The organism is Nocardia sp. CA-084685, from assembly GCF_050955785.1.
Classification (GTDB): Bacteria; Actinomycetota; Actinomycetes; order Mycobacteriales; family Mycobacteriaceae; genus Nocardia.
In genome coordinates this window covers 4,505,888-4,529,261 of sequence record NZ_CP192094.1, presented here as the reverse complement: position 1 = coordinate 4,529,261, position 23,374 = coordinate 4,505,888, and the positions used below count along the sequence as shown (strand labels likewise).

Annotated in this window: 25 protein-coding genes; 17 read left to right on the top strand and 8 right to left on the bottom strand. The window is 64.3% G+C overall.

Features of this window, described 5'->3' with window-relative positions; genetic code table 11:
* The first annotated feature begins 23 nt into the window (after positions 1-23).
* The 3 genes from ACQP2U_RS20475 to ACQP2U_RS20465 all read left to right on the top strand — a co-directional run bounded on the left by ACQP2U_RS20475 (position 24) and on the right by ACQP2U_RS20465 (position 2,592).
* Positions 24-545, top strand: coding sequence for a hypothetical protein (locus tag ACQP2U_RS20475; protein WP_433716133.1), 522 nt, complete (start codon positions 24-26; stop codon positions 543-545).
* The gene (locus tag ACQP2U_RS20470) at positions 542-1,705 is read left to right on the top strand and encodes a WXG100 family type VII secretion target (protein WP_433716132.1); all 1,164 of its coding nucleotides are present in this window, start codon (positions 542-544) and stop codon (positions 1,703-1,705) included. The genes ACQP2U_RS20475 and ACQP2U_RS20470 overlap by 4 nt, the downstream gene beginning before the upstream one ends.
* Positions 1,706-1,806: 101 nt before the next feature.
* A complete protein-coding gene (locus tag ACQP2U_RS20465) occupies positions 1,807-2,592 on the top strand; it encodes an ESX secretion-associated protein EspG (RefSeq protein ID WP_433716131.1) in 786 nt (261 codons plus the stop codon).
* Between the two features lie 17 nt (positions 2,593-2,609).
* Here the strand turns inward: ACQP2U_RS20465 and ACQP2U_RS20460 are convergent, their stop codons facing one another.
* Complete coding sequence (locus ACQP2U_RS20460; RefSeq protein ID WP_433716130.1) at positions 2,610-5,417, bottom strand: aminotransferase class I/II-fold pyridoxal phosphate-dependent enzyme; 2,808 nt, start codon at positions 5,415-5,417, stop codon at positions 2,610-2,612.
* A gap of 166 nt (positions 5,418-5,583) precedes the next feature.
* The gene (locus tag ACQP2U_RS20455) at positions 5,584-7,104 is read right to left on the bottom strand and encodes an FAD-dependent oxidoreductase (protein WP_433716129.1); all 1,521 of its coding nucleotides are present in this window, start codon (positions 7,102-7,104) and stop codon (positions 5,584-5,586) included.
* A gap of 157 nt (positions 7,105-7,261) precedes the next feature.
* Here ACQP2U_RS20455 and mbp1 point away from each other — a divergent pair, with 157 nt between their 5' ends.
* A complete protein-coding gene (mbp1, locus tag ACQP2U_RS20450) occupies positions 7,262-7,507 on the top strand; it encodes a microaggregate-binding protein 1 (RefSeq protein WP_397030029.1) in 246 nt (81 codons plus the stop codon).
* Positions 7,508-7,588: 81 nt separating this feature from the next.
* Here the strand turns inward: mbp1 and ACQP2U_RS20445 are convergent, their stop codons facing one another.
* A complete protein-coding gene (locus ACQP2U_RS20445) occupies positions 7,589-7,927 on the bottom strand; it encodes a hypothetical protein (RefSeq protein WP_433716128.1) in 339 nt (112 codons plus the stop codon).
* A gap of 162 nt (positions 7,928-8,089) precedes the next feature.
* Between ACQP2U_RS20445 and ACQP2U_RS20440 the strand changes: the two genes are divergently transcribed.
* The 11 genes from ACQP2U_RS20440 (at position 8,090) to thpD (ending at position 16,083) form a co-directional block, all read left to right on the top strand.
* The gene (locus ACQP2U_RS20440) at positions 8,090-8,623 is read left to right on the top strand and encodes a DUF6328 family protein (RefSeq protein WP_433716127.1); all 534 of its coding nucleotides are present in this window, start codon (positions 8,090-8,092) and stop codon (positions 8,621-8,623) included.
* Between the two features lie 229 nt (positions 8,624-8,852).
* On the top strand, positions 8,853-9,251 hold the full coding sequence (locus ACQP2U_RS20435; protein ID WP_433716126.1) for an STAS domain-containing protein: 399 nt from the start codon (positions 8,853-8,855) through the stop codon (positions 9,249-9,251).
* Between the two features lie 71 nt (positions 9,252-9,322).
* On the top strand, positions 9,323-10,003 hold the full coding sequence (locus ACQP2U_RS20430; protein ID WP_433716536.1) for a PAS and ANTAR domain-containing protein: 681 nt from the start codon (positions 9,323-9,325) through the stop codon (positions 10,001-10,003).
* Between the two features lie 54 nt (positions 10,004-10,057).
* Complete coding sequence (locus tag ACQP2U_RS20425; RefSeq protein ID WP_397030036.1) at positions 10,058-10,558, top strand: ATP-binding protein; 501 nt, start codon at positions 10,058-10,060, stop codon at positions 10,556-10,558.
* Entirely contained in the window at positions 10,548-11,333 is a 786-nt protein-coding gene (locus ACQP2U_RS20420) for an RNA polymerase sigma factor SigF (RefSeq protein WP_433716125.1), read from the top strand. Before ACQP2U_RS20425 ends, ACQP2U_RS20420 begins: the two co-directional genes overlap by 11 nt.
* Positions 11,334-11,458: 125 nt before the next feature.
* Positions 11,459-11,857, top strand: a complete 399-nt coding sequence (locus tag ACQP2U_RS20415; RefSeq protein WP_397030040.1) for a hypothetical protein — start codon at positions 11,459-11,461, stop codon at positions 11,855-11,857.
* Positions 11,858-12,088: 231 nt separating this feature from the next.
* A complete protein-coding gene (locus ACQP2U_RS20410) occupies positions 12,089-12,799 on the top strand; it encodes a response regulator (protein ID WP_433716124.1) in 711 nt (236 codons plus the stop codon).
* 150 nt (positions 12,800-12,949) lie between these two features.
* Entirely contained in the window at positions 12,950-13,534 is a 585-nt protein-coding gene (gene ectA / locus ACQP2U_RS20405; protein ID WP_433716123.1) for a diaminobutyrate acetyltransferase, read from the top strand.
* A complete protein-coding gene (gene ectB, locus ACQP2U_RS20400; RefSeq protein WP_433716122.1) occupies positions 13,531-14,799 on the top strand; it encodes a diaminobutyrate--2-oxoglutarate transaminase in 1,269 nt (422 codons plus the stop codon). Before ectA ends, ectB begins: the two co-directional genes overlap by 4 nt.
* A gap of 1 nt (position 14,800) precedes the next feature.
* Positions 14,801-15,199: an ectoine synthase gene (locus tag ACQP2U_RS20395; RefSeq protein ID WP_433716121.1), complete on the top strand. Its 399-nt coding sequence runs from the start codon at positions 14,801-14,803 to the stop codon at positions 15,197-15,199.
* Between the two features lie 8 nt (positions 15,200-15,207).
* Entirely contained in the window at positions 15,208-16,083 is an 876-nt protein-coding gene (gene thpD / locus ACQP2U_RS20390; protein WP_433716120.1) for an ectoine hydroxylase, read from the top strand.
* A gap of 85 nt (positions 16,084-16,168) precedes the next feature.
* Here the strand turns inward: thpD and ACQP2U_RS20385 are convergent, their stop codons facing one another.
* The 3 genes from ACQP2U_RS20385 to ACQP2U_RS20375 form a co-directional block, all read right to left on the bottom strand.
* Positions 16,169-17,392 carry a hypothetical protein gene (locus tag ACQP2U_RS20385; protein ID WP_433716119.1) on the bottom strand — a complete coding sequence of 408 codons (1,224 nt, stop codon included), beginning with the start codon at positions 17,390-17,392 and terminating at the stop codon, positions 16,169-16,171.
* Positions 17,392-17,613: a hypothetical protein gene (locus ACQP2U_RS20380; protein WP_433716118.1), complete on the bottom strand. Its 222-nt coding sequence runs from the start codon at positions 17,611-17,613 to the stop codon at positions 17,392-17,394. Before ACQP2U_RS20380 ends, ACQP2U_RS20385 begins: the two co-directional genes overlap by 1 nt.
* Positions 17,614-18,326: 713 nt before the next feature.
* Entirely contained in the window at positions 18,327-19,451 is a 1,125-nt protein-coding gene (locus tag ACQP2U_RS20375; protein WP_433716117.1) for an FAD-dependent oxidoreductase, read from the bottom strand.
* Between the two features lie 94 nt (positions 19,452-19,545).
* Here ACQP2U_RS20375 and ACQP2U_RS20370 point away from each other — a divergent pair, with 94 nt between their 5' ends.
* A complete protein-coding gene (locus ACQP2U_RS20370; RefSeq protein ID WP_433716116.1) occupies positions 19,546-20,283 on the top strand; it encodes a TetR/AcrR family transcriptional regulator in 738 nt (245 codons plus the stop codon).
* 694 nt (positions 20,284-20,977) lie between these two features.
* Here the strand turns inward: ACQP2U_RS20370 and ACQP2U_RS20365 are convergent.
* Positions 20,978-21,343, bottom strand: a complete 366-nt coding sequence (locus tag ACQP2U_RS20365; RefSeq protein ID WP_433716115.1) for a darcynin family protein — start codon at positions 21,341-21,343, stop codon at positions 20,978-20,980.
* Between the two features lie 225 nt (positions 21,344-21,568).
* Here ACQP2U_RS20365 and ACQP2U_RS20360 point away from each other — a divergent pair, with 225 nt between their 5' ends.
* On the top strand, positions 21,569-22,783 hold the full coding sequence (locus tag ACQP2U_RS20360) for an IS110 family transposase (protein ID WP_433711833.1): 1,215 nt from the start codon (positions 21,569-21,571) through the stop codon (positions 22,781-22,783).
* On the opposite strand, the gene ACQP2U_RS20355 is transcribed toward ACQP2U_RS20360, so the two are convergent.
* Positions 22,682-23,338, bottom strand: coding sequence for an NAD-dependent epimerase/dehydratase family protein (locus ACQP2U_RS20355; RefSeq protein ID WP_433716114.1), 657 nt, complete (start codon positions 23,336-23,338; stop codon positions 22,682-22,684). The two genes, ACQP2U_RS20360 and ACQP2U_RS20355, sit on opposite strands and share 102 nt — an antisense overlap.
* Positions 23,339-23,374: the final 36 nt, after the last annotated feature.

Sequence of the window (23,374 nt, the reverse complement as noted above, 5' to 3'; positions counted from 1 at the left end):
AGCCCTGGGGAGGAAAACGAACTATGAGCGCCGACACCACGACACCGACATCTGCGGGCCCACTGGCCAGCGCGATCAAGGACGCTCAGGATGGCAAGCTGACTCTCAATTTCAGCAACGAAGTGCGTGTCAACGCCGACGAGTTCGTCTACATCGAACGTGACTGCCAAGCTTTCAAAGATGAGATACAAGCTCTTCAACGTATCGCGCAAACCATCTCGCGCCGTGAGCACTGGGGTCTCGGCGAGACGACGGACGGTATGACTTCGGCCGCCACGCTGGTGGCTCGCTTCCGTGGTAAGGCCAAGATCGTCAATCCAGCCACCGACACGGACAACAACGTCTACGACGTTCTGGAACAGCATTACAAGATCGTCGACGACATACAAAACCTCCATCACGCAATTGCTCAGAAATACGTCGAGCAGGATCAAGAATTCGCCGCTCGCTACAACGAGTTGATGGCGAATAGGGAACCCAGCCAGATCGGCACCCCGACCCAACTCGGCGTGACAACGCCCCCGGCTATCGGTGCCTCGAAATGAGCGATTCGAATGAGCCGTCGAAGATTCCTGGTGGCGGTGAACATGTCGATAGCTGGAATCATTGGAAGATCTACAACGCGTTCACTCCGCTGAATACAACCGAGGCGCACAACGGCTCCAGTGAGTACGCCGAGATCGCCACTCGCTGGGCTTCGGCGGCGGAACTGTTCGCCAACCGGATCAATCATTCGAGCTCGGCAGCCTGGGACGGCACTGCCGCGAACAGTTCGCGGGACGCGATCAGCAAATACGCCAAGGCCGCATTGGATCTGACGACCCCGCTGCAGAACCTCGCCGACCGGGTGTCAGCAGCGGCCCAGGGCGTCAACGATACCCAGAAAGCGGTGGACAAGCCGCCGGACGGCGGATCATGGTACAACCCGAAGAGTTGGAACCTGGGCATTTACCACGGCCCCAATTCTGCTGCGGTACGCAACGATTGCGAGAGTTCCGCACGGGAAGCCATGCGCAGTCATTACGTAACAACGTTCGTTTCGGCGGATAAGCAGATTCCAGTGCTCCCGGTGCCGAACAGCCCAACCGATCCATTGTACAAGGCACCCGAAACCAAGAACAACGGGTATACCCCGGGGACAACTGGAAACGGCGGCGCTAACCCGACTTCTGGGACCGGCGATCAGGGCAACGGCGGCGACCAGAAGGAAAATTCACAGCCCACCACCGATCCGACGACGAACAATTCGCAGGATCCGTCGTCGACCACTCCGACGAGTACCGGTTCATCGTCGCAGACACCGTCGAATACCTCCGCTACCCAGCCGAGTTCGGTGACTCCCACGACGAGCACTTCGACGACGCCGAGCAGCTATCCGGGCAGCACGGGCAGCGGGCTGGGTGGCACCTCCGGCACCACCTCGGGCAAGCCCGGCAGCAGCGTGCCAGGCACACCGACCGCATCCGGCACGACAGCCAACGCGGCACGTGCGGCGACTACCAGCACCGGCACCTCGGGCATGTCGGGAATGGGTGGAATGGGCGGTGGCCGTGGCCAATCCAAAGGCGACGACGAGTCCCATCAGCTCCCCGAGTGGCTTCGGAATATGGAGAACACCGAAGAGTTGCTCGGGCCCGCCCCGAAAACTGTTCCCGGTGGCGTGATCGGTGGCGACAACGCCGAACCCGGACCGACACCGAGTTGATCCCCGGTCGCCGGTAGAGATATCGACGGCCGAAGTGCCTTACCTGAATTTCGTTGGCCCGCTGCCTGTCTCGAGAGCCCACACCGGACCCGGGACGTGGCGTGCCGTCGCATGATGCTGATTGGAAGACCACGATGGCCGAATGGAGTTGGGAACCGGACGATTTCGCGGCGCTGTGGTATAGCGATGCGAATGACCGCTTCCCGCACCCACTGCGTTATATCAGCCGTTTGGCCACTAACGACGAGGTCGCCGCGCATCGGGCCGCCGTGCGAGCCCGCTACGATGTCGAGGAATCCGAGCAGATCGAACTCGCCTTACACACCCTCACTACCTCCGAGTTGCGCATCGAAATCGCCGGTGAATCAACGATTCTCGGCAAGGGCGAACCCCGGGAATACCGCGTCCTCGGCGCTCGGACCCCCTTTCACGCGGTGATGCTCACCCAGACCGCCGCGGGCGGTGTCGACAGCCCTATTCGCTGTCGGCTGTTCCGCACCGAACAGCTGGCGGCACGCTTGGCCGCCATCCTGCCCTCGGTTCCTCCCGGCAGCGCCAAACCGGACACCTTCCATATCGAGGACCTGCGTTCCGGCAACAATGGCCACGGTCGCAACAGTCCATTGGAACGTTTCGATCGTCTGACTCAGCACCGCTCCGGCGCGGGCGTCGCGGGCCTGCTCGCCGGATACCTGCACAGCCGCCCCGCGCCCTGGTACGCCATCGGATGGTTCGATACCGAAAGCGACGGCCGATACATCCAGCAGCAAACCCGCGAGCACATCACCATCCGCCCCGCCACGACCGGCGATCTCACCAATTACTTCGAATCCTGGATCGAGTTGGCCCTGAAACGAATGCGCGGCGACGAACCCGACAACTGGTGATGCTTATGCCGTGCGCACTATCGCGACTGCATCCGAGCCAGCGCGCGATCTGACTCCGGAGCTGTCCGCGGCGCGTCGCCGGACGCGGTGGCAATCGCGTGCCGAGCTCCGGCCAGCCGTGCGAGCGCGGCCTCGGTGAAGACCGACAACCCGAGGTCGGGGTTGTATCCATGTATTTCCTTGACGTCGAGCTCGGCCAGGAAATACAGGATCTCCCTCGAGATCACCTGCCCCGGGACCAGCACCGGGAAGCCGGGCGGATAGGGGACCACGAAGGTGGTGGACACCAAGGTCTTGCCTTTGGCGATCCGTCGCCCGGCCTCACCGATCAGGATGTGTTCGCGGTCGGATTCCTCATACCCGGCATAGAAGGCCGATCGCATGTCGCCGAACGAGAGGGCGCCGTCGGGACGAAATACGCTGTCGAACTCGCTGAAGTCAGGTAGGGCAGGCAGCTCCTTGGTGATCTCGTCGATCCGGCGCTGTTGCAGGGCCTGATCGGCTTTACCGGCCGAGCGCTGGCTGTGCTCGAAGTCGGTGGCCACCCGCCGCAGCACATCGAGCAGGTAGTGCACGCTCGACCAGGTGACGCCGATCGTGAAGATCAACAGCACACTGTTGATCGAGGTCTTGTTGATCTGGATACCGAACCGGTCCATCAGAACTTTCTCGCGGAACTCGAACCCGTTCATGCCGGTCTTGCCGATGAACAGGGTGACCCGAGTCGGGTCGAGCACGAATTGATCGGACCGCCACGCCTCGTTCCACTCCGCCAGGCCACCCTGCCTGACTTGTCGGTAAGAGCTGACTTCGGAGAGCCGGAACTCATTGGGCACCAAGTCGTCCTCGTCGAGGATGCGGAACCACTTGCCGATCAGCCGGTCTTTGCGGACGCGGTGGCGGAAGACCAGCGCCATGTCGTAGACCTGCCGGACCAGCTGGAAGCCTTCGATGTCGACCTGGCGACGCGCCAAGTCCAACGACGCCAGGAGTTGCTGGTTCGGGGAGGTCGAGGTGTGGGTCAAAAACGCCTCACCGAACGCCTCACGGGTGAGAGCTCTGAAATCCTGGTCGTGGACATGGATCATCGACGCCTGCCGAAGCGCCGATAGCGACTTGTGAGTGGAATGCGTCGCATACACGCGTACCCGCGCGCGTTCGGGGTCGGGAAGCAGCCGGTGGTTGGTCCACTCGGCGCGGTCGACTCCTTGCATCGACGCACGCCACGCGCGGTATTCCTCGGCGTACGCTGGCGCGGACAACATCGATTCGAGTTGTTCGGCGGCAACCATCGCGGTCCGCTGCCGGGCCCAGGGCACCGCGGTCGCGAACGCGTACCACGCCTCATCCCACAGGAAGCAGATGTCCGGCTTGATCGCCAGGACCTCCTCCATCACGCGCCGGGGGTTGTAGACGATGCCGTCGAAAGTGCAGTTCGTGAGCAGCAGCATGCGCACTCGGTCCAGTTGCCCGGACGCCTCGAGGTCCAGCAGCGCCTTCTTGATGGTGTGCAGGGACACCGCTCCGTAGATCGCGAACGACTCGAGCGGATAGGCCTCGAGGTACCTCGGGTACGCCCCGGCGAGCACCAGACCGTAGTGGTGCGACTTATGGCAATTTCGGTCGATCAGAACGATGTCGCCCGGCCGGGTCAGGGCCTGCACAACGATCTTGTTGGCGGTGGACGTGCCGTTGGTGACGAAGTAGGTCTGATCGGCACGCCATGTCTTCGCGGCTTTGTCCATGGCCGCCCTGATTGTGCCGTGCGGGTCCAGCAGTGAGTCCAGTCCGCCGGAGGTGGACGATGTCTCGGCCATGAAGATGTTGCGGCCATAGAATTCGCCCATATCGTGCAACGTCTTGGAGTTGAAGATGCTGGCGCCCCGCGCGACAGGAAGGGCGTGGAACTGGCCGACCGGCGCGGCCGCATAGGCACGCAGGGCGTCGAAGAACGGGGTGGCGAACCGGCTCCGGAACCCGGCGAGCACCGTGCTGTACAGGTCGGTGACATCGTTGAGCCGATAGAACGTGCGGTCATAGACGTTCGACTCGTCTTCGGTCTCCGCGGCGATCGATTCGTCGGTCAGTAGATACAGATCGATATGCGGCCGCAACTGCCTGATCCACTCACCACATTCGACCCAGTTCTGCGTGCGATCGGTCACGACAACGTCGTCGTTGACGCCGAGCAATCTGGTCATCAACGGCACCCGGTCGCGTGAGCGAAGCGGCAGGTCGTGGCGGATGATCGCCGCCTGAATCTCGCCGTTCAACGCGACGGCGGTGATGGCGTCTTCGATGCTGGGCACGACGAGCAGCTCGAACCGCACATCGTCGGACTGGTCGCGAAGCGCCCGCAGGCTCTCCGCCAGGCTCTCGGGTGCTTCGGGCGGGGAGTCGTCACCGAGCAGGACGGTGAAGAACTGCTGCTGTTTGGCCCGCGCCACGAGTTCCTGATCGGCCAGCGGTGCGGATGTGTCGAACACAGCGGTACCGTCGCCGTACTCGGAGAGCAGGCGCACCGCCAGCGACACATGCTCGGTGAGCCGTACGGTCGCAAGACTGTCGAGATACCCGCGAAACGCCGCCAGTCTCGCCGCGCCCGGGTACAGCCAGTACCGCTCGTAGGCGCCGAGACGATCCAGCAGCCGGCGCACCCGGGCGGCTTCGTGGGTAGTGTCCAGCCCGGCACGGTTGACTTCGGCGAGCCGACGGCACGCGTCGTCCAGCAGATTCCACGTGTCGATTCGCGAGTACGACGGGTTCGCTACCGCCGCCAGCGCGGAAACAGAAAGCCCTTTCGGGCGCTCGCCGTTTCGGTGCATGTTGTCGATTTCCGCCCCCGATCAGTGGGCGAGGTGACCTGTGGAACAAGAACGGTCACTCAGGAACATTCATCCGTACAAAATATTCTGCCCCGCCATGGAGCAAATTCCTAGCATCCCCTGAATGTGGTCGCGACGCCCGCAAAGCCGCGCGGTTTACGCGCGGTCAGCCCGGCGGGACGGGGCTGGGGAACGGGCCGGAGATCGGTGTCAACGAGTTCGTGGCCGGGCCCTCGAGCAGGGTGCCGTCGGCGTCGAAGCGGGAGCCGTGCAGCGGGCAATCCCACGATCGCTCCGCATCGTTCCAACGCACGATGCCGCCCAGATGCGGGCAGACCGCGGAGACCTCGGTGGTGGCGCCGTCCACGGTGCATACGGCGGTCGGTCGCAGGCCGTGCCGTTCGACGCGGCCGCAACCCTCAGCGGGAACTTCACCGAAGCCGGTGCCGAGTATGCGCAGCCAGCCGAGGGAAAGCTGTTGGGCCACAGAACTATTGGCGAATACGGCGGCCGGTAGCGACTTGAGTTCGCTCGGACGCCAGCTGGCGAAGGTATCGGACCACTGCGGTGGTTTGCCGTTGACCCGGCCCGCGAGCGCCAAGGCGGCGGCGATGCCGTTCGTCAAACCCCATTTGGCGTAGCCGGTGGCGAGCAGGAGGTGATTCTGCCTGGGCAGCAGCGGACCGACGTACGGCAGTTCGTCGACTGGGTGATAGTCCTGCGCGGACCAGCTCTGCAGCGGTTCGGCGGTGGGGAAGTAGCGTCGTGTCCAGGCGATCAACTGCTCGATCCCGCGGCTGGCTGCATTCGTGCGGCCGACCACGTGGCCGTTGCCGCCGACCAGCAGCAAATCCGCGCCATCAGGTCCGGGGGTATAGCGCAGTGACCGAGTGGGCTCACCCGCGCTGATGAACATTTCGCATGGAATCGGCTCGGCGACCCGGAAGGCGCTCAGATAGGAGCGCTCGGCGGTGAGCCGCGCGAAGAAGCCGCCGCGATCGAGTATCGGCGTGCCGGTGGCCAGGATCACCGTGCGCGCGACCAGATCGCCGTGCTCGGTCTCGATGACCAACCGGTCGTGCTCGCCACTGTGCACGCCCTTGGCGCGGGTGGATTCGAAGATCGCAGCGCCACGCGATTCGATATCGGCGGCCAGACTGGCCAGCAGCGCCATCGGATCGAGCTGGGCCTGGTTGTCGAGCCGCACCGCACCGTGCGTCGGGAACGGCACATCCAGCTCCTCGACAAGCGTGGTGTCCAGACCGGCAGCGCGTGTCGCCTCGTATTCCCTTCGCACAGTGGATATTTCGGCCGCGCTTTGCGCGTAGGTGAGCGCCGGAACGCGCTGGACCGGCACCGAATGCTCTGCGCAATAGTGCAATAACCATTGCTGCCCTTCGCGATTGGCCTCGACATAGTCGGTCAGCGCCGGATCGCCGTGGCGGGCACGGATCCGTTGCGCTCGAGTCCCTTGCAGCAGACTGACCTTCGCGGTACTGGCACCGGTGGTGCCCTCCCCGACTCGCTTACTCTCCAGCACCGCCACGTCAACGCCGCTCTCAGCCAGCAGCAGGGCGGTCACCAGGCCGGTGAGCCCGGCGCCGATCACGACGGTATCGAACCGCAGGCCCGGCGTGAGCCGCAGCCGGGCCGGTACCTCGGCATCGTTCAACCACAGGGACCTCATGTTCCGGCGATAACCGCTGCCGCACTGCCGAAACATCCCGATATGCGGCGCGAATCTCCGGAATGCGCGAAGAAAATGCGAAGTCCGGATTCAACGCGCAGATCCCGGGTATGCGTCGAATGTCCACCTGAAAACCGATATTTCGGAGGTAGATATCGTGGCCGAGCAGAAGAGTGGTCCCCGCGAAGGTGTCGAAGGCGTCGTCGAGGACGCCAAGGGCAAGGTCAAGGAGGCCGCCGGCGCAGTCTTCGGAAAGGACGACCTGCGGGACGAAGGCAAGGCCCAGCAGGATAAGGCGGAATCACAGCGTGAAGCAGCCAGCAAGGAAGCGGCCGCCGAGAAGCAGCGTGCCGAAGCCAAGCTCGACGAACAGCGCCAGCGCGCTTACCAACAGGGGCAATGATTATCGATAATCGCTGCGTATGACAGGTAATGGGTTGTCGGACAATCGGTCCGGCAACCCATTACTTCGTTCTACCGAGAATTACTTCGGCACCAGGATTCCGGTCAAGTCCGCTTTGCGGATAGGAGTGTCCGGATTGGCCTGGGCCCGGCACATCAGTTCGATGGCGGCGATCGAGGCGTCGACGGTCTGGTCATTGGTCGCCGGCGCATTGCCGTTGCGTTCCTGTTCGAGGAATTTGGTCACCGTGACACGCTGTTTGTCCTTGTCCTGCGCGACGAATTCGTTGCAGGGGGTGTCGCCGCCCTTGTTCACGGCCTTCTCGGCCTCCTCGCAGCCGCTCGCCAAGACCGCAAGCGCGGCCGCAGCGGCCACCGCCGCGGCGATGCGACCTCGGCTGTTTACGGTGAATCTCATCATGGATCGCTCCTCCTCGAAACGATGCCGCCGATCGCATCGGCGTCATCGTCGGCATACCCGCCCGTCCAACACCGAATCAGCGGTGGCGATCAACGATCGCGGGGTGTACGGCGGCCCGGCGCGGGTACGCCGCCAACACGGAGCGCGAACCCAGGAGCAGCCATGGCGACGACATCGAAAGGCGATGACCCAGCCGTGACCATCGATGATCAGGAATGGGATCGCAAAGCCAGGCACGAGACCGAAACCCAACGGCTGGACCGCAATTGGTCGAATCTGGTGCAGGAACTGCGCGTCGTGCAGACCGGTGTGCAGTTCTTGATCAGCGCCCTACTGATCCTCCCGTTCCAGGCCGGATTCACCACCTTGTCGCAGCCGATGCGACTGCTATATCTGGGCACTGTCTCCGCCGCGATGGGGGCGACAGTGTTCCTGGTCGCACCGGTGTCCTGGCATCGCATCCTGTTCCGGCGGCATCGGCTGGGCAATGTGGTGGCGGCGGCGCATCGCTGCGCGATGGCCGGGATCGCGCTGCTCGGCGTCGCGTTGACCGGCGCGACGATTCTGGTGATGGCAGCCGTCGCTGGCGCCATCACCGGTGCGGTGGCGGGTGTGGTGGTCGCGCTGCTGTTCGCGGTGGCCTGGGTGATGCTGCCGTGGCGCTGGCGCGACCGCCGCGCTGGCTCGGATAGTTGACGATGGTTGATCCGGGGCACGCCGGCGTGCCAGACTTGATGCGGTTGAGACTTACAGCCGAACCCGGGTTCGAAGCGGTACCCCACGCGGGACTCGGCCAGCGGGAGCGCACAGCGACACTCGACAGTGTGGCGACGACCGACGCAGCGTAGTGATATTCCTCCAACCGTCGCCCTCCTGCCGATCCGATCCTCCGCCCAGGACCGGTATCTCCATTGGGAGGTTTGACATGTCAGCCGCTCTTCAGCATCGATCCAACGGTCGACACCCGGCCGGTGAACGACCAGGCAACCGGTTCTGGGCACAGCGGGTCGACCGCCGTAAACAGTGTGTGGTGGTGCGAGCCGAGGGTGAGCTCGACGCGGCCGCGCTTCCGGAATTCCGCGCCATGCTCGAACGCGCCGTTGCGACCCGGTGCCATGCGGTTGTCCTGGATCTGCGCGCCACCAAATTCCTGAGTATTCGGGTCGCGGCCGCCATTGGAGCGATCACCGAGCGGGTCGCGCACGGCGGCCCCGCGGTGCGGATCGTCTCTGGGCGCCAGGAGATCGAGCGGGTGCTCGCTGTTACCGGCGTGCGCGCCTTGTGCTGTGATTTTCCGACCATGCGCGCCGCGCTCGACACATAATGAGGCCTTAAGTCCCTGGTCGAGCCGATATCCCCGCACCGAGCATGATCACACTCCATACTTGCGATGTGATGGAGAGTGGATCGGTTTCGCCCGAGCAGGCGCGGGTGTTGGGCAGAGTCATCGCTATGGGTAAGGCGCAGAGTGTGGGCACCTTCAACTTCTGGTTCGCCGACCAGCGGTGGGAGTGGTCCGATGAGGTCGCGCAACTGCATGGATACGAGCCGGGGACGGTGACCCCGAGCACCGAATTGCTGTTGTCGCATAAGCATCCCGAGGATCGGGCGCAGGTCGCCGATACCCTGGCCAACTCCATCGAAAACGCGCAGCCGTTCTCCAGTCGGCACCGAATCATCGATACGACCGGTCGCGTGCACCACGTCATCGTGGTGGCCGATCAGATGCTCGATGAGTCGGAAAGGGTGATCGGGACGTCGGGGTACTACATCGATGTCACCGACGCGCTCGAGGAGCGACAACAGGAAACCCTCGATGACGCACTGCCCGAGCTGTATGCCGCGCGGGCGGTGATCGAGCAGGCCAAGGGCGCGTTGATGCTGGTGTACGGCGTCAACGCCGAACAGGCGTTCCGGGTGCTGAGCTGGCGCTCCCAGGAGACCAATATCAAGTTGCGGGAACTGGCCGCCCGGTTGGTCGCCGACCTCGGCACGCTGACCGATTCGATGGCCGAATTGCGCACGAGATTCGACCATCTGCTGTTGACTGCGCATGAACGAATCGAGGCCGACTGAGTCGGATCCACACGGTTGCGATGTTTCGATGGTGACCGGTCGGGTAAGTCGCGAATGGCCCCCGACTCGAAGGCAGGTTCCGGTCGGCTCGGAGGAAAAGAGGTGGTGATGGGCATGGGGGAGTGGAGTTCCCAGTCCGCGGCGGAGAAGACGGAGAAGACGACGACGATCGGAGTACGCATCCCTGCCGAGTTGGAGCAGCTGACCATGCTGCGCGCACTCGCCGAAACAGTCGCGCTCATCGCCGATTTCGCGATCGATGAGGTGGTCGACATCCGGCTCGCGCTCGACGAGGTAGCCACCTCGTTGATCCTGGAGGCAACACCGGGGTCGACCGTGGATTGTGATTTCACATACAACGATCACGAGATGTTCGTCCGCGTCGCCGCCGTCGCGGTGTCGGAGAAGGTGGTCGGTCAGGCCGGATTCGGCTGGCATATCGTCCGCACGCTGACGCAGTCGATCTCGGCGGCACAGGAGCCGTTCGACAATTCGGTTTCCGGATATCCGACCGTCGTCGACTTCAGCTGGGCACGGAGTGGTGATGGCGGCTGATTCGAGAGCGCACCGCGACAGTTACGACAATATCGAGCCGCTCTTCGAAAAGATCGCCGCCATCGACCTGACCGATCACCGTCGAGAACTGTTGCGCGAGGAGTTGATCGGCCGGTGCCTGCCGCTGGCCGAACATATCGCACGCAAATTCTCCGGACGCGGGGAGAACTTCGACGATCTGCTGCAGGTGGCTCGACTAGGTCTTGTGCAGGCGGTGGATCGCTTCGATGTGTCGCGCGGTTCCTCGTTCCTGTCGTTCGCGGTGCCCACGATCATGGGCGAGGTGCGCAGGCATTTCCGGGACAACACCTGGGCGGTTCGGGTGCCACGGCGCACGAAGGAGATCCAGCTCAGCATCGGACCGACCATCGAGGCGTTATCGCAGCGGCTCGGGCGGCTGCCCAGGGCCCGCGAGATCGCCGCGGAACTGAATGTGGATCTGGTCGAGGTCACTCAGGCGCTCATCGCGGGCAATGCCTATCAGTCGAGTTCGATCGACGCGGTAGTCGGTGATGACGCCGAGAACGCGCCGCAACCGCTGCTGGACAGTCTCGGCGAGGAAGAGTCGAGCTACCAGTATGTGGAGGATTATCTGGCGGTTCGACCGCTGATCGAGGAACTGCCCGACCGCGAACGCGAGGTGCTGGTCATGCGCTTTTTCGAGTCCATGACCCAGTCCCAGATCGCCGAACAGCTCGGGGTTTCGCAGATGCACGTCTCGCGCATACTGTCCAGAACGCTCGGCAAGTTGCGCGACGCCGCGCTGCGCGACTGATCGACAAAGGAATGCATTGTCGCGCAATGCGTTTCGTAGTGATCCGATCCACTGTTTGCCCGGCGGTACGCGCGGGTACGCGAAGAGGAACCGGACTATTGATGCCGACGCGCAAGGAGGTCGTCATGAACGATCAGCGACGACCGGGCACCCGAGATCTGTACGCCGGACCGGGGGCTTCGAGGTCGCTGAAGAAACCGCCGGAATCAGTCGTTCGCGGCGAGGGCCCGCAGCAGCCCGGCCGCTTCCTCGTCACCCGCAATCATGAAGTGATCCGACAGTGGGCCGAGCAGCGCGGCGCGCGACCGGCCACCATGCCCGGCAGTGAATACGACGGCCGCCTCGGCGTCCTGCGCTTCGATTTCCCAGGGTACGGCGGCGCCGTGCTGCGCGCGGTGGGCTGGGACGAATGGTTCGCCACCTTCGACGCGCGCCGGCTGATGTTCCGCTATCAGGAGCGCAGGGCCGACGGCGGGCCCAGCAACTTCAACCGGCTGGAACAATCGCATCGCGACGAGTGGTGACACTGGCCGAAATGTGCCGTATGTCACGTGCGATTTGCACAAATCGGGTCTTCCTGCGCAGGGTGGAGTAGCCGGACGCTAACCAACTACCCGTGATCTGCCGTTTACCAATTGGTCGGTCGGGGTATTAAAGCAGTTGGCAAAGGTGCTCGAAGGCGGGCTTTCGCGTCGGTTCTGGGTACGCGAGTGTCCGCGTCGCGTCGCGTCCGCGTGGCTGCAAGGGATGAGGGCTTGACCGCAAACCTGATGATCGTTGACGACGACGAAGTGGTACGTGGCGCACTGCGCACGGCCATGGAAGATGAGGGTTACGACGTTGCCGAGGCACAGGAGGCCGAGGACGCGCTGACCTATCTGCGCAGCAACGGCGCGCCCGACGTGATGATCGTCGAACTGATGCTCGGGGACATGGACGGGTTCGATTGCATCAGGGAGATCCGCCGCGAGCACGACGTGCCGATCATCGTGATCAGCTCGCGCGATGACACCCACGATGTGGTGGCCGCGCTGGAGGCCGGTGCCGACGATTACGTCACCAAGCCGTTCGAGATCAAGGAAATCTCCGCGCGCATGCGGGCACTGCGCCGACGCGCGCGCCTGACGTTGGAGCGCGAAGCGCCGCGCGAGGCCGTACTCGACGCGCACCCCGACGGACCGCTCGTGCTGGATCGCGACGGTGGTGCGGTGCGCCGCGGCGAGGACGAAATCCGACTCACCATCACCGAATTCAAATTACTCTGCGAACTCGCCGAATCGCCCGGACGGGTGCTCAGCCGCACCGTTTTGCTCGAAAGAGTATGGGACGACGGCTTTTTCGGCGATGAACGGATCGTCGATGTTCATATGCGCCGCCTGCGCACCAAAATCGAGCTCGACGCCTCCGAGCCGCGCATCGTGGTCACCGTGCGCGGTCTCGGCTACCGACTGGATCTGCAGCGCTGAGCACTGTGACCGACGCCGCAGTGGCACCGAAGTGTGACGCTGCCTGCGGTTGTTTTCTTTTCGTAATACAACCGCAAAGAGATCGACAGGTTCACCTCAAAGTTGCTTCGTAAGCCTGGATAAGTAATGCAGACCGGACCAGGGAGACGTATGTCACTGCACACCTTGTCCACCACGACGATCGAACCGTCGGTGACCGAATACCCTTCGGCCGTACCGATTGCCGGGCCGCACACCCAGCCGGTGCTGCGCCCGCCGAGAGTCGGTGACGCGGCCGAGATCTGGCGGATCGCCAAGGATTCGCAGGTCCTCGACACCAATTCCAGCTACGCCTACCTGCTGTGGTGTCGTGATTTCGCGAGCACCTCGGTGGTTGCCGAAGTCGGTGGCCGGGTCGTCGGATTCGTGATCGGCTACCTGCGTCCGCAGGCACCGCAGACGGTGTTCGTGTGGCAGGTCGCGGTCGAGCAGGAGCAGCGGGGACGCGGCCTCGGCGTCGCGCTGCTGGATTCGCTGCTCGACACCGTGGCCGGAGCTGGTGTAACGGCACTCGAGACCACGATCGCACCGGACAATCCGGCCTCGATCGCGATGTTCGCCTCGGTGGCGCGTCGCCGATCGGCCGAGCTGACCAAACAACCCCTGTTCGATTCCGAACTCTTCCCCGACAGCCACGCTGCCGAAGACCTCTATTCGATCGCCCCCACCGCCCGAAAGCAGGAGAATCGACGATGATTACCGCCGAGACGACCATTTTCGAGGAGCTCGAATCCAATGTCCGTGGCTATTGCCGCGCCTGGCCGACGGTGTTCACCACCGCGTCCGGGAGTTGGTTGCGCGCCGAGGACGGAAAGGAGTACCTCGACTTCTTCGCCGGAGCGGGTGCGTTGAACTACGGCCACAACAATCCGGTGCTCAAGCAGCCGCTGCTGGACTACATCGCCAGTGACGGGATCACCCACGGCCTGGATATGTCGACCGTGGCCAAGCGTCGACTGCTGGAAACCCTTCGCGACACCGTGTTCACACCGCGCGGCCTGGAATACAAGGTCCAGTTCCCCGGTCCGACCGGCGCGAATGCCGTCGAAGCCGCACTGAAGTTGGCCCGCAAGGTCACCGGACGCGAGACGATCATCAGCTTCACCAACGCCTTCCACGGCATGTCGCTGGGTGCGCTGTCGGTGACCGGCAATGCCGCCAAGCGGGCTGGTGCCGGTGTGCCGCTGGTACATGCCGCGCATATGCCCTATGACGGCTACTTCGACAACACCACCGCCGACTTCCAGTGGATGGAGCGGGTGCTCGACGACACCTCCTCCGGTTTCGACCGGCCAGCCGCGGTGATCGTGGAGACGGTGCAGGGTGAGGGCGGTGTGAATATCGCGCGCCCCGAGTGGCTGCGGCATCTGTCCGAATTGTGCACCGCGCGTGGCATTTTGCTGATCGTCGACGATGTGCAGATGGGGTGCGGCCGGACCGGGCCGTTCTTCTCCTTCGAGGTCGCCGGTATCACCCCCGATATCGTGACGCTCTCGAAGTCCATCGGCGGCTACGGTTTGCCGCTGGCGCTGGTGCTGTTCAAGCCGGAGCTCGACGTCTGGGCGCCGGGTGAGCACAATGGCACCTTCCGCGGTAACAACCCTGCCTTCATCACCGCACAGGCCGCGTTGGAGCACTTCTGGTCCGACGGTGCCCTGCAGGCCTCCACCGAGGCCAAGGGACAGCGGATCGGCGCGGCCCTGAGCCAGGCCGCCGAATACTTCCCCGGCATCTCAACGCGAGGGCGCGGATTGGTGCACGGCGTCGTCTTCGACGATCCCTCCCAGGCGGGCAAGGTCTGCCAGGTGGCCTTCGAGCGCGGGCTGCTGGTGGAGACCTCCGGTTCGCTGGACGAAGTGGTCAAGTTGTTGCCGCCGTTGACGGTCACCGATGAGGAGGTCGAGCATGGTCTACGGGTGCTGACCGGCGCGATCGGCACCGTCTGCGGACAGGAGCGTTGAGATGATCGTGCGCAGTACCGCGGAGATCACCGGCACCGAACGCGATGTCGCGGGACAGGGCTGGCGCAGTAAGCGCATCGTGCTCGGCGGCGACGGCGTCGGATTCTCCTTCCACGAGACCAGCATCGAGGCCGGGACCGTGCACGAGTTCCACTACCGCCATCACGTGGAGGCGGTATGGCTCATCGAAGGTGAAGGGACCCTGACGGATCTGGACAACGGCGTCAGCTACGAATTGACGCCGGGCTCGATGTACCTACTCGACGGACACGAGCGTCACCGCCTGCAGGTGCGTACCGCGATGCGGATGATGTGCGTATTCAACCCGCCGGTCACCGGGCAGGAGGTCCACGACAGTGATGGTGTCTACCCGCTGGTCGCGGCCCAGGTAAGCGGATAGGAGGAGCAATGACGTTGGTGCAGACCGACGATCGCTACCCGACTCGGCTCGTCACGGCGGGCGAGCACCGGGACCGGACCGACCCCACAGTCTGGGGCGCGGTCGATTCCGAGGAGTTGGCCTCCTTCGATGCCAATGGTTTCGGAATCGTCGAGGAGCTGCTGAACCCCGCCGAGGTCGCGGAGTTCAGTGCCGAAATCGACCGTCTCGCCGGTGACCCGGCGCTACAGGGTGATGACCGGGTGATCGTCGAGAAGGCCTCGAACCGGGTGCGTTCGGTCTTCGAGGTGCACCGGCTCAGCAGTGCGATCGCCGATCTGGTGCGCGAATCCCGAGTGGCCGGATTGGCCAGGCAGGTGCTCGGCTCGGATGTCTACATCCATCAGAGCCGCGTGAACTACATGCCCGGCTTCCGTGGCACCGGCTTCTACTGGCATTCGGATTTCGAGACCTGGCACGCCGAGGACGGTATGCCCGCACCGCGTGCGGTCAGCCTGTCCATCGCACTGACCAACAACTATCCGATCAACGGCAGCCTCATGGTGATGCCCGGCTCGCACCGCACCTTCGTGCCGTGCACCGGCAGCACTCCGGCCGAGCATTATCGGGAGTCGTTGCAGGAGCAGGAGATCGGCGTGCCGACGCACGCGGATATCGGTGCGCTCGCGGACCGGTACGGCATCACCCAGTTCACCGGCAGCGCCGGATCGGCCCTGCTGTTCGATTCGAACATCATGCATGGTTCGTCCAACAACATCACGCCGTTCCCGCGATCGAATATCTTCCTGGTGTTCAACAGTGTGGAGAACACACTGGTGGAGCCGTTCGCGGCTCCGGCGCCGCGACCGACGTATATCGCGAGCCGGGACTTCACGCCGGTCTAGTCCCGCCTGCGACGCAACCGGTTTCGGGCCGCTTCACCCGAGACCGGTTGCGCGCGTGGGTCTTTGGTTGTGGGGAGTTTTGGCGTCAGCCGTAGATATCGAGCGTGACGGTCAGTGTCGCCAAGCGCGTCGCGAGTCCGAGATCGCGGGCACGTCCCTGGATGTCTGTGCGATCCTCGGCGGGCAGCTTGGCCCACAGCTCGCCGAGACGGGCCTGGGTGTCGGCATCGGCCACGGACAAGATCCGCAGCAGTGTCGACCACAACCGGCCCTCGGTCGCGATGCCGGGTATCGCGGTCAAGGTTGATTCGGGCAATTCCAGTAGCTGTGTACCGACTCGGCGTTGGATCTCGGCATCGGTGCGCTCGACCAGGTCGAGCAGGCCACGCCACAGGATCGGATCGCTGCGGCCGGCGAGCGTGGCGACCAGCGCCGCCATCGCCGCTGGGTCCGTGGTGATCGGGTTGGCCGCCAGCGTATCCAGGGCCGATGGGCTCAGGTAGGCGGTGAAGCGGAGCATGTCATTGATCGCGCCGTGCTCGATGAAGGTTGCGGTGAGTTCGGTAATAGCTTCGGGCCGGCCGATATCGAGCAGGATGTCGCCGAGTGCTTCGATCACATCCTCGTCGCAGCGGGCGAAAACCGATACCGCCGCCACACGCAGCTCGGTGGAACCGGCGAGGACGGTACCGAGGATATGTGGTATCCGATCCAGCGGCCCGGACAGCAGTTGACGCACGATCGCGCTGATATTCGCGCCGGAGTAGGCATAGGCCGCCGAGAGGATCAGGCCCTCGTCATCGGGGACGCCCGCCTCGATGGCACGGACGAGTTGTGTCGTCGCGAAGCCGAGGAACGGACCGGCCGTGACATAGTCCTTGCGGCGCAACAATTCGTTGGCGACCCGCACGACCGGTTCCGGCGGCGCGACCTGGGCGACTCGACCGATGGTGCGCGGGTCGATATACGGCGCGCAATCGGCGGCATATTTCGGGTCCAGCATGCGGAGGGCTTCCGCGGCCTTCTTGGGATGTTCGATTCCCACCGCCCCCGCGGCGCGTCCGCCCATCATCGGCGGCACGACCCGCTGCACCAGCGGTATCGAAACGCTCAGTGGGATGATCGGCACCAGCTTGCTGAGCCGCCCGAAGGTCGCGGAATGGTCGTCGAAGAGGACACGCGCCATGCGTTGTTGCAGTTCGTGCAGTTGCCCGGCGCCGAGTTTCTCCAAATGCGACAGGCGTTCGACAGGGACGTGCAGTGTGCGGGCCAGCAGCACCAGCTGCGCCCTGGTCACCAGGTCCGTCATCAGCCGAGCCGATTCCCGAACATGACCTTCTTGGCTGCCGTGCACAGCGGCCAGGGCAGCGCAGCGACCAGTCGGTCGACGGCCTTGGTTAGTCCGGCTGTCTCGGCCCTGCGCGCGTCACGGAACATGGTCAGCAATTCGGCCGACTCCGCCTCGGAAAGTTCATCGAGGGCCGCGACAGGGCCGCCCAGTTCGTGTTCGAGATCTGCTCTGGCGGTCATATTCGCTCCTGGTTTCCCAGTCCTCGCGCAATGACAGTGCACGAAGCACTTCTAGATCACATTGTGCAGCGCCACCTCGTCCACCGGACCCGCTTCGCTGGTAACGGGCCGCCTGGCGGTCTTCCGGCAAGCGCACCGCCGGTCCGGCTGGTCCTCGGTCGGAGCCATGCCGCGATCGGATACGACAATGGGGTTCCGGTAGGTAATCGCCGAAAGTCCAACGAAGTTCGGGATGGTCCCTGGTAGAGGGTGATTCGCCAGTTCCGGTTCCGGATGCGGTGCGAGTGGCTGGTGTTCAGCTTGGCTGCCGATGAGGTTGGTCGGTGTGCCGGAGGGCGTGGTTCGTGGCAACACGGGTATTCGCGGACGAGGAGTTGCAGCGGCTTCGGGAGTTCAGGAGCTCGCGCACGTTTCGCCCGCGCACAGCGAGAACATCAATTTTTTTCGGGGCGACCGAAGTCGACATCGGCGCCGAACTCGCCCAGGCTATCGGCCGCTGTGCGTACGCAACACACTCTTCTGACCGGCCGTGAGCTGCTGTGGGCGGCCAGCGTATCGGAGGCAGGACGACCGTGTCGATGACCCCTCGAGGACATGATGGGGTGGGACCGGAATAGGCCAGAAAGGGGCCGAGAGCTTCCGCCACAGCGTGGCGGGATCAGTATGTCCACGGCCGGGCGGGTCCGGTCGATCGCACAAGGTGAATGTCCGCCTCAGGACAGTTTCGCTTCGGGGGCGAAGGCGGGCAGCTTCTCGAGACTGCTGCGCACGGCCTCGGCGCCGTAGTCGAACATCTGCCGCTCGTAGTCGTCGACCGCGCTGTGCAGGTCCTGGCGGTCTTCGATGGCCTCGATCAGGCAGCGGCGCAGCAGGTCGGCATCGCGCAGCGCGGTGTTCGCGCCGTTGCCGCCGGTCGGGGAGGTGGCGTGGATCGCGTCGCCGAGCAGCGTGACCGGGCCGCAGGCCCAGCGCTCACCGGGCTTGACCACCCGGATGGACAGCAGCGTGCTGTTGTCCGGGTCGGCCTGCTCGATCAGCGCGCGCAACTCCGGATGCCAACCCTGCATCCTGGACAGCACGTCGTCCTGCGCGGTCACGTCCTGCAACGAGCCGTTCGGCGGCAGGATCATCGCCCAGCGCACATAGTCGCCGATATCGGGCAACGTCACTTCGGGGGCCAGTTGTTCGGCGGCCTGCTTCGGCGGGGCGCGGAAGCGCATCGCGCCGAGCAGCAGGCTGACGCCGTCGCCGGCTATCTTCGAACCGAAAGCCTTGGACAGGCCGGTGAACTCGTCGGTCAACGGGGTGCGGCCGATGACGAACCGGACACCGGTGTCGGTCGGAGTGGTCTGCGGCGACAACACCCCACGCACCGCCGAGGTGACACCGTCCGCCCCGACCAGCAAGTCGGCGGTGGCCGGGTCGCAGCGGGCGAACTGGGCTGCGACCTTGCCGTCGGCCAGCAGATCGTAGCCGGTCAGCGCGGCATCGGTATGCACGGTGAGGCCGGTCAGCAACAGGTGTCGCAGCACCTGCCGATCGACCACGATGCCCGTGCGGGCCGCGCCGAGCTTGCCGATCTCATTGAGCTGCGGGTCCAGGATCAGCTGCTCGGCGGAGGCTTCCATGACGATCTCGTCCAGCAGCGGGTGCCAGCGCGTGGGCAGGCAGTCGCGCACCGCCTGGAAACCGATCCGGTTCAGCACGAGCCGGTAGCCCTGGAACCGTGCGGTGATCGCTGGGTCGCGCTCGAACACCTCGGCCTCGATCCCGGCACCACGCAGACCCTGCGCGAGAGCCAGACCGCCCAGACCGGCACCGGCAACGGAAACTCGCATCACACACCTCCGGATCATCGACACGAACCTGGTTCATTGAACGAACTAAGTTCTATCGTACGAACTTAGTTCGTGCCAAGTTATAGTGGTCGGCATGTCCGCCGATCCCCGCCGACGCCGCGCAGCTCGCCACGCCCAACCCGCAGCGGAGGCCGCCGCACCGGCACCGCGCAAGAAGCCGATCACCGTCGAACGGATCACCGATGCCGCCCTGGAAGTCGTCGCCACCGACGGGTATGACGCCCTGACCATCCGGCGGGTCGCCGCCGTGCTCGACACCGGTCCGTCGTCGCTGTACGCGCACATCGTCAACAAGGACGACCTCGACGAGCTGCTGATCGGCAGGCTCTACGCCGAAGTCGTGCTCCCCGAACCGGATCCGGCCGGATGGCGCGAGCAGCTGCTCGGGGTGTACACGCAGATCCGCGACCTGTACCTGAAATACCCCGGAGTCTCACGCGCCGCGCTGGCCATGGTGCCGACCAACCTGGAAACGCTGCGGGTCGGCGAGGGAATCCTGGCGATCCTGCTCTCCGGCGGCATCGCACCGAGGACCGCCGCATGGGCCCGCGACGCGATGTCCCTCTACGTCAGCGCCTATGCACTGGAGCAGTCACGGGTCCAGCAACGACGCCAGCACCCAGATCAGGAATGGGTGCTCAGCCACGAGGAGTTGCTGGACCGCTTCACCGCGCTGCCCGCCGAGAAATTCCCGCAGACCCAACGCCACGCCGCCGAGCTGATCTCCGGCACCGGACACCAACGCTTCGAGTTCACCCTCGGCCTGCTCATGAACAATCTGCGACCTACGTCGGCGCCGGCGCCGCGCTGATCGGCGTCAAGGAAGCCGTCGAACTCGTCGAGACCTGCGAATGGCCGACCCCGGTCGCGTTCGTCTTGATCACGGCCGCAGCCACCATCGCACTGACATTCACGGTGCGCCGCATGCACCTGACCGACCGCATCGCACACAGTGAGGTACAGCGATGACGACTCGATAACGAGCACACCACTTACTGCACCACAGTGATCGCGGTCTCCGGAATGCCCCGAACCCTCGTTCAGCACACTCACCCCATCCAGATCTCCAGAACCCCGGAATTCGGCGGAACGCTTTTCGACGCGATCCCAGATCCGGTTGTGTGCAGTGCAACCGAGGCCCAGGGCGACGTTCTCCGCGACGATCATCGCGTTGGTCTGCGCGAGAGCGCGATCGCCGTGGAACGTGATCACTGGACTGGCGATCAGGTGTTTGGTCCGAAGGTCGGAGGCCGCCCATGTGCTGGGATGCGCCGATGAAGTCACTGGCCAGTCCTTCGAACCGGGTGACCTCGATGGTGGCGTCCAGGTGGAACAGCTCACGCAACTGCTCCCATTCTGCGCGATGTATCCAGCCGGTCATCAGCCCAGCGATGGCGACTCGGTGCTCGAGACGTTCGTCCATGACTGTGTACGGTGAGTCGGGGTGGATGTCGCAAGTGCCGGTCGCCTGGACGCCGGTCGGCGGAATGTCGTCGACCGACCGATCATGCGGTGATACTTGTGGGCGTTGTGGTGCCGTAGTGCTTGGCGTAGCCGTTCTCCGTTCCCGCGAGAATCTCGACCACGTCGAAGTAGTGGTCCCAGAACCGGGTTTCCCGTAGCGCCTCGATAACCAGCTCGAAGGCCTCGTGATTGCGTGCCTCCCACATCCAGACATCTGTCACCCGAGCGGAGTAGAACTCGGTGTCGAAGAACCTGGAACGGACGTCACGGACCCTTTCTCTGACGGTAGGCAGAACTTCTTCCTCGAACGCGGCGATACGTTGCGCCACGGTCAGGTCCAGCCATGCGCGGGTGGTTTTCACAAGGATGAACGCGGTCACGCCTGCGTCGAACTCGGTGTCGGCCATGGGGTTTCCCTAAGTTTGTAGGTGTCTGGGGTTGGTGCCCTGGATGCCCAGGGCGGTGGGGTGTAGCTGATGGGGTTTTGTCTCTGTTGAGGCTCCGAAGGACTGGCTGCCCCACCGTGCTGGACGCTCCGGCTGCTGATTGAGAGCTTGTTGCGGTCGTCGCTGGTTAGGGATCTGTCGGCGGGGTTGTCCATGGGCTGAAGCTGCGAGGTCAGGAGCACGTGGGTGACAACTCGCCCTCAGATCTGGGTCGGGATCGATGTCGGCAAGCACGCGCATCATGCGTGCGCGGTGGACGAGACCGGAAAAACGGTGTTCAGCCAGAAGTTCGGCAACGACGAGGCTGCGATCGAGGCGTTGATCGCACGCGCTGGTCAGGCTGGCGAGCGGGTGCACTGGGCGATCGATCTGACCAGTCCGATGGCGTTGCTGCTGATCACGGTGCTGTTGGCCGCTGATCAGCCGGTGACGTATGTGCCGGGCCGGGTGGTGAATTCGATGACCGGCAGTTTCCGCGGCGAGGGCAAGACCGATGCCAAGGACGCGCGGGTGATCGCCCAGAGTGCCCGCCTGCGTGAGGATCTCAACCAGGTTGTGATGCCTGATGAGCTCGTGGTCGGGCTGACTCAGCTGACCAGCTACCGCACCGATCTGATGGCGGATTGGGTGGCCGGGGTCAACCGGTTGCGCGCGCTGCTCGGGTCGATCTTTCCCGCGTTGGAGGCCGCGTTCGACTTCGCGAACCGGACCCCGCTGATCCTTGTCGCCGGAATGTGCACCCCCGCAGAGATCCGGTCGTACGGAATCGACGGTGTCACAACGTATCTCACCAACAACGGCGCGTGGAAGCCGGGCATCGCCAAGGCGGCCGCTGCCGCGGTCGAGGCCGCCGGACGCCAGAGCGTGGCCCTGCCCGGTGAGGCCGACACCGCGATGCTGGTCAAACGCATCGCGCGCAAGCTCCTGGATCTGGACCGGGAGATCAAGGACACCGACAAACTCATCACGACCCGATTCCGGGAACACCCGTGGGCGCGCATCATCGAATCCCTGCCCGGCATGGGTCCCGGATTGGGGGCGGAGTTCCTCGTCGGCACCGGCGGTGACCTGGCCAACTTCGCCAGCGCTGGCCGCTTGGCCTCCTATGCCGGCCTCGTCCCGGTTCCCCGGGACTCGGGCCGGGTCAGCGGCAACCTGCACCGCCCGAAACGCTACAACCGGCGCATGCGGCGCGTGTTCTTCATGGCCGCCTTGTCGAGCCTGCGCTACGAAAACGGGCCCTCGCGGCGGTTCTACGACAGAAAACGCGGTGAGCGACTCATTCATACCCAAGCCCTCCTAGCCCTGGCCCGGCGCCTGGTCGACGTGTTGTGGGCACTGCTGCGAGACGGACGTGAATTCAGCTTCGACACACCTGCCCCGACCGCTGCTGCGGCTTGACACGGTCATTGAGAGTCCTTTTCTATCTCGTTTAAGATGTGCGGTAGGCGCTGGCGAGGATGTCCTCCGCCAGGGTCGGGCCGGTGGGAGTCCAGGCGAGTCCGGGCCCACGGTGGCCAATCGATCGCTCTCGAGCGCGGGGCAGCCTTCGTCCAGCCCGGAAAGTCCGGAGGCGACTACGAACGGCCGGTCGGATCCGGCCAGTGTTTGTGCGATTGTTTCGACCGCGGTGCGCTCGGCGGCGTTCATCGCCGCTGGGTTGGCCCAGTCGTGCTTGTTCGCCAGGTGCACCACGGCGTCGGCGTCCGAGGCGCCTCGCCGCAAGGAATCCAGGTCGTCGAGATCGCCGCGCAGGACCGCAGCGTGCTTATCCGCGAGAGCGGCCGCCGATGCGTCTGATCGGGCCAGTCCGACGACATCATGGCCGACGGCGATCAGCTCACCGACGGCGGCGGAGCCGATCCAGCCGCTTCCGCCGGTAAGGAAGACTTTCACCAAATTCCTCCTTCTCGCCCCGCTCTGGAGCCTCACCACGACTCTGACGCATCTCCACATTTGTGTCCATTGCAACCTTTTCAACTATTGTTTGCA